The 6,251-nt window shown below is 73.8% G+C and carries 5 protein-coding genes; 4 read left to right on the forward strand and 1 reads right to left on the reverse strand.

Annotation, left to right across the window (positions count from 1 at the left end; all coding sequences use genetic code 11):
- The first annotated feature begins 12 nt into the window (after positions 1-12).
- Positions 13-1,470: a polysaccharide biosynthesis tyrosine autokinase gene (locus ACGF5C_RS10045; protein ID WP_393299110.1), complete on the forward strand. Its 1,458-nt coding sequence runs from the start codon at positions 13-15 to the stop codon at positions 1,468-1,470.
- Here the strand turns inward: ACGF5C_RS10045 and ACGF5C_RS10050 are convergent.
- Positions 1,451-2,026 (reverse strand): low molecular weight phosphatase family protein, encoded by a 576-nt coding sequence (locus ACGF5C_RS10050; RefSeq protein WP_393299112.1) that lies wholly within the window; start codon positions 2,024-2,026, stop codon positions 1,451-1,453. The genes ACGF5C_RS10045 and ACGF5C_RS10050 overlap by 20 nt on opposite strands.
- A gap of 159 nt (positions 2,027-2,185) precedes the next feature.
- Between ACGF5C_RS10050 and ACGF5C_RS10055 the strand changes: the two genes are divergently transcribed.
- From ACGF5C_RS10055 to ACGF5C_RS10065, 3 genes are all read left to right on the forward strand, one after another.
- Positions 2,186-3,409 (forward strand): glycosyltransferase family 4 protein, encoded by a 1,224-nt coding sequence (locus ACGF5C_RS10055; protein WP_393299115.1) that lies wholly within the window; start codon positions 2,186-2,188, stop codon positions 3,407-3,409.
- Between the two features lie 272 nt (positions 3,410-3,681).
- The gene (locus ACGF5C_RS10060; protein ID WP_393299118.1) at positions 3,682-5,373 is read left to right on the forward strand and encodes a DUF4012 domain-containing protein; all 1,692 of its coding nucleotides are present in this window, start codon (positions 3,682-3,684) and stop codon (positions 5,371-5,373) included.
- A 13-nt stretch (positions 5,374-5,386) separates the two neighbouring features.
- Positions 5,387-6,022, forward strand: coding sequence for a hypothetical protein (locus tag ACGF5C_RS10065; RefSeq protein WP_393299121.1), 636 nt, complete (start codon positions 5,387-5,389; stop codon positions 6,020-6,022).
- Positions 6,023-6,251: the final 229 nt, after the last annotated feature.

Genomic DNA, 6,251 nt, shown 5'->3' on the forward strand with positions numbered 1-6,251 from the left:
GAGGCGCGCCTGATGGACCTGTACCGCCAACTCCGCCTCGTGCGTCGGCACTGGTGGATCGTGCTCCTCACCGTCATGGTCGCGCTCGGCGTCACCGCCCTCGTCACCGTCCGGGCCCAGCCCCGGTACGTCGCCTCGGTGACCTTCTTCGTCACCACGCCGAGCCAGGGCGTCACGGACGCCTACCAGGGCGGCCTCTTCCTCCAGCAGCGCGTCAAGTCGTACGCGGAGCTGCTGACCAGCGACCGGCTGGCGCAGAGCGTGGTGGCCGAGAACGCGATCGGGCTCACCGCCGAGGAGGTCCAGCGTCGGGTCAGCACGTCCACCGAGACGGGCACCGTCCTGCTGCGCGCGTCGGTGACCGACACGGACCAGAACCGGGCGCTGAAGGTCACCGAGCTGCTCTCCGCGAAGTTCGTGGAGCTGGTGCAGAAGGTGGAGACGACCCAGGACGGCAAGGCCGGCCCCATCAAGATCGAGGTGGTCAGCGGGCCGCGGGTCAGTTCGAGCCCCGTCTCGCCGCAGCCGGTCCGCAACGTCGTCATCGGGACGCTGCTGGGGCTGCTCGCCGGCGTGGGCCTGGCGATCCTGCGCGGGGTGGCCGACGTCCGGCTGCGCGACGCCGCCGCCCTGCAGCGCACCACCGGCAGCCCGCTGCTCGGTGAGATCCCGTTCGAGAGCACGGCGAAGTCGGAGCCGTTGATCGTGGGCGACGCGGCGAACTCCGCCCGCGCCGAGGCCGTCCGCAAGCTGCGCACCAACCTGCGCTTCGTCGACGTGCACGAGCCCGCCCGGGTCATCGCGGTCACCAGCGCCCTGCAGGGCGAGGGCAAGACCACGCTCTCCTGCAACCTCGCGATCGCCCTGGCGGAGGCCGGCTGGCGGGTGCTGCTGGTCGACGCCGACCTGCGCCGGCCGAAGGTCGCCGACTACCTGGGGCTCGACGCCGGCATCGGGCTCACCGACGTGCTCGTCGGCGACGTCCAGGTCGGCGACGTGGTGCAGCGCTGGGGCGACAAGTCCCTGCTGGTGCTGCCGAGCGGCTCGGCGCCGCCCAACCCCAGCGAGCTGCTCGGCTCGAAGGCGATGGCGGACCTGCTGCTCGCCCTGCGGGAGTCGGCCGACATCGTCATCATCGACACCGCCCCGCTGCTGGCGGTCACCGACGGCGTGGTGGTTGCCGTGCAGGCCGACGGCGCGCTCCTGGTCTCCCAGCAGGGACGCACCTCGCGGACGCAGGTGGCCGCCGCCGCGCGTTCCCTGCACTCGGTCTCCGTCCGGCTGCTCGGCTGCGTGCTGAACATGGCCAAGGTGGCCAAGGCCGAGGCCTACCAGTACGAGGCCTACCGGGTGGTGGCGGCCGGCGGGCCCGCGGACGTGCCGGCCGACCGGGCCAAGACCGCCCGGCACGCGGAGCGGGTCGACGGCCGCAGCGACCGCACGCAGGAACTCACCCGGCTGTCCCGATGAGCGCCGCGAGGGGTCGCAGGGACCGTTCGATCTCCTCGGCACAACGTCGGAAGTCGGCGGCGGTCCCGCCGATCGGGTCCAGCAGGTCGTCCGCGTCGGGAGTGGCGGGTTGCAGCCGCCCCCGGGCGCGGGCGGCCGCCCGGACCGCGGCCCGCACGGGCCCGTCGGCCGGGTCCGCGATCGCGTCGTCCGCCGGAACCGCGGCGTCCGCGGCCTCGGCCAGCCGGGCGAACTGGCGCAGGGTGAACGTCCGGTGCAGCGCGGCCGGCGCGAGCGCGGTGCAGACCGAGCGCTGGCGTCGGGTGGCCGCCAGTACCAGCGTCGCCCCGACCAGGTGCTCCCCGCGCAACCGCCGAGTGCGGAAGCCGGCGGGGTCACCGCCGGCCCACGTCGCCACCTCCGCCGCGTACGGGTGCATCGGCAGGCCGTCGACGGCGTCGGTGCCCGCGCTGGAGACCACGACCGGCTGCCCGGCCAGCAGGCGGCGGGCGAGGTACTCGGCCATCGGGGACCGGCACAGGTTGGCGTGGCAGACGAACAGCACGCGGTCGACCATCTGGACCCCTCTCATCGGTGCTTGCGCGGGCAACGCCGCGCCGGCCGCCGGCCGTCGGTGCCGGCCGGACGCGGAGGGGATGCGGGCATCGTACGCGGGCCCGACGCCTCCACCACGCCGTGCCGCGCCGAACCGCCTGACCCGGACGGAGGCGCGCCGATGAGGATCGGGATCCTGTCCTACCACTTCCCACCCGAGCCGGCGTTCATCCCGGGCAGCCTCGCCGAGGAACTCGCGGTGCGGGGACACGAGGTGAAGGTGCTGACCGGCTTCCCCGACTATCCCGGCGGGCACGTCTACCCGGGATGGCGACAGCGGTGGCGTCACGAGACCCGCAGCGAGCGGCTGACCGTCCGCCGGGTCCCGCGCTACAGCGCCGGCGACGGGTCGCTGCGCACGCGGATGGCCGGCTACCTCTCCTTCGCCGGCAGCGCCACGCTGACCGGGCGGCCGTTCCTCGCGGACGTCGACGCGCTCTACGTCCACCTGCCGCCGGCGACCGCCTTCGCCGCCGCGGGCCTGCTGCGGCTGCTGGGTCGGGTGCCGACCGTCGTCCACGTGCAGGACGTCTGGGCGGCGGACGAGCCGACCGGCGCCGGGAACGGGCGGTGGGCCGCGCGGATCGGCGCGGCGATGACCCGGGCCTACCGCGCCGCCGACCGGATCGCGGTCTCCGCGCCGTCGCTGCGGGACAAGGTCGTGGCCGCCGGCGCCGACCCGGCCCGGGTGCAGGTGGTGCTCAACTGGACCGACGAGCGGATCTTCCAGCCCGCGCGGCCCAGCGGGGCGGCGCGCCGGCTGGTGCGCCGCGACGACCGCTGCGTGGTGATGTACGCCGGGACCATCGGCGCCCGGCAGGGCCTGGAGACGGCGGTACGGGCGGCGGCGGCGCTGGACCGCACCATGGACCTCGTCCTGGTGGGTTCGGGCGCGGACGAGCGGCGGGTGCGGGGGCTCGCCGCCGAACTGCGCGCCGACAACGTGCGCTTCGTCGAACGCCGGTCTCCGCTGGACATGCCGGAGCTGTACGCCGCCGCCGACTACCAGCTCGTCATGCTGCGCGACCTCCCGGAACTGCGCAGCACCCTGCCGGCGAAGCTCCAGGCGGCGTTCTCCTGCGCCGCGCCCGTGGTGGCCTCGGCCGGCGGCGACACCGCCGAGCTGGTGGAGCGGGCCCGGGCCGGGCTTTCCTGCCCGCCGGAGGACTGGGCGAGCCTGGCCGACCGGTTCTGGCTGGCCGCCACCATCCCGCCGCCCGCCCGCGTGGACATGGGCCGGCGCGGCCGGGAGGCGTACCTGCGGGAGATGTCCATGCCGGCGGGCGTGGACCGGATCGAACGCCTGCTGTACGACGCGGCTGCCGGCCGCGCTACCGGCCACTGAGCCGCGAGCAACACTCGCGTACCGGCCACTGAGCCGCGAGCAACACTCGCGTACCGGCCACTGAGCCGCGAGCAACACTCGCGTACCGGCCAATACCGTCATCTACCGGCGAAAGCGATCGTTACCTGTTAGGAACAGGCGGAGGAATGGGGTCTTCTGTCCGTTTCCATGAAGGGACGTGTGGTGTGACGGAGAGCCAGAGAAGGCGCCGGCGGCGGGGCCGGTCCCGGCGGCGTCGGCAGCTTCGCCGGGCACTTCTCGCCTGCCTCGTGGTGGGTTCGCTGCTCCTGCTGACGGGCGGCTGGGTGGGCTTCCGGGGCTGGCAGGCCCGCGCCCACCTGCTCAACGCCGCCGGGCTGGCCCGGGAGTTCAGCGCCCAGGTGGTCGGCGGCGACACGGCCCGCGCGCAGCGCACCCTGGCCGCGCTCCAGGACCAGGCGGGCAAGGCCAGGTCGGCGACCGGCGACCCCGGCTGGTGGCTCGGCCGGCACACCCCGTACGCCGGGGACAACCTGGCCGCCGTGCGGCAGATCTCGGTCGCCGTCGACGACCTGGCCCGGCAGGCGTTCCCGCTGCTGCTCCGCACCGACCTGGCCAGCCTGGTGCCGGCGGGTGGGCGGCTCGACGTGGCCCGGCTGCGGACGGTCTCGGCGGAACTGACGACCGTGAACGCGGCCGTGCAGGGCACCCGGAGCAGCCTGGCCACGGTGCCTACCGACGGCCTGGTGAGCCAGGTCCGGCAGGCGCTCGTCGACCTGCGCGGGGAGATCGACCGCCTGGCGGGTCTCACCGCCGCGGCGGACCAGGCCACCCGGCTGCTCCCGCCCCTGCTGGGCGCCGCCGGCCCCCGCACCTATCTCGTGGTGTCCCAGAACCCGGCCGAGCTGCGCGCCACGGGCGGCATGATCGGCGCGTACGCCGTGATCCACGCCGACGACGGCCGGGTCCGGATGGGGCGGCAGGGCAGCAGCAGCGCGCTGGGCCGGTTCCAGCCGCCGTTGAAGGTGCCCGCGGAGGTGCGTCACCTCTGGGCCGACCTGCCGGGGATCTATCCGGCGGACGTCAACCTCACCCCGCACTTCCCGACCGCCGCCGCGCTCTACCGGGAGATGTTCCGCCGGCGTACGGGGACCACGGTGGACGGCGTGCTCGCCGTCGACCCGGTGGTGCTGTCGTACCTGCTGAAGGCCACCGGCCCGGTGATGGTGCCCGGCGGCGTCCCGCTGGCCGCGGAGAAGGTCGTCCAGACGGTGCTCGGCGACAGCTACCAGCGGATGGACAACGAGGAGCAGGACGCCTTCTTCGCGGCCTCCGCCGCCGCGGTGTTCGACGCGCTGGTCACGAAGAAATACGACCCGAAGGGGTTATTGTCCGCTTTTGACCGCGCTGTCACCGAACGCCGGATATTGTTCTGGAGTGCCCGACCCGAAGAGCAACGGACGATCGGCGACAGCCGAATGGCCGGGGTTCTTCCGGAGAAGGACACCGTGCCGACGGTCGGCGTGTTCCTCAACGACGGCAGCGGCGCGAAGCTCGGCTACTACCTCCGGCAGACGGCGACCCTCACCGTCGGCGACTGCCGGACCGACGGTCGCCGGGAGCTCCGGCTCCGGGTCACCCTGCGCTCGTCGGCGCCCAAGTCGGGTCTCAGCAAGTCGGTCCTCGGCCTCGGCCTGGCCGGCGACCCGTACACCGCGCGCACGCTGGTGTCGGTGTACAGCCCCGCCGGCGGGACCGTGCTCACCACCCACCTCGACGGCGTCGAGACGGCGGTGGGCAGCGGCACCGAACGGCGCCGCCAAGTGACCACGGCGAACGTCGAGGTCGGCCCGGGAGCCTCCAGCACCTTGGAGGTCACCGTGCTCACCGCGAAGACCGGTGCCGGTACGGCCGAGCTGTGGCTGACCCCCACCGCCACCCCATGGACCACCCAAGTTGTTTCCGCACCAAGCTGTGACCAGTAGGAGGGAACCAATCATGCGGCTATCCCGCATCATCATGGCGCTCGCGGTCGGTCTGGCCGTGGTGGCCGCGCCGTCCGCCGCGGCGGCGGCGCAGCCGCAGCCGGCGCCGGGCGACACACAACCACCGCCCTATGTGCCCGGTCCCGCGACCCTCGCGGTGAGCCCGACGACCGTCGTGGTCGGTCAAACCGCCACGCTGATCGGCACGGGCTGGACGCCGGGCGAGACGGTCGTGATCACCGCCGGCACCGCGCCGCTCGCCGCCCCCGTTCTGGGCACCGAGCAGGCGCGGCGCAGCAACGGCGAGATGGTCGCGATGGCACCCGTCTCGTTCCAGCAGGCCCCGCAGCCGAACCCGAGGCGCTGGGAGGTCACGGCCGACGACGAGGGTGAGTTCCGCACGACCTACACGCCGCGTCACCACGGCACCTACACCTTCCGCGCCGTCGGCGAGTCGTCGGAGAAGGTTGCGACCGCGACCCTCACCGTGCTGAAGAAGCACTCCCCGGCGCCGCTGCCCGTCACGGGTGACAGCCTGAGCACCCCGATGAAGTTCGGCGGCGGCCTCGTCGGCGCCGGCGCGGTGCTTCTGCTGCTGTCGCTGGTCTGGCGCAAGCGCCACCGCTTCGGCATGGGGGTCGCGCGCTGACGGTGAGCGCCTTTCGGGCTGTGCCCGGCACCGCGAAACGGCTGACGCCCGTCGGGAGGTTTCCCGGCGGGCGTCGGCTTGTTCTCTGGTTCTTGCTTGCTGTGGGGTCGTGGTGGGGTGTGGGTTGTTCTGCGGTCGTGGTGGGGTGTTGGGTTGCGGTGCGTGGTGGTGGGGGTGTGGCCCGCCGTGCCCGGCTCCGGGCGGTCAGGCTTGATCCCTGCGCCGGGCA

The sequence above is a fragment of the Micromonospora sp. NPDC047620 genome (genome assembly GCF_043205005.1).
Lineage (GTDB): Bacteria > Actinomycetota > Actinomycetes > Mycobacteriales > Micromonosporaceae > Micromonospora.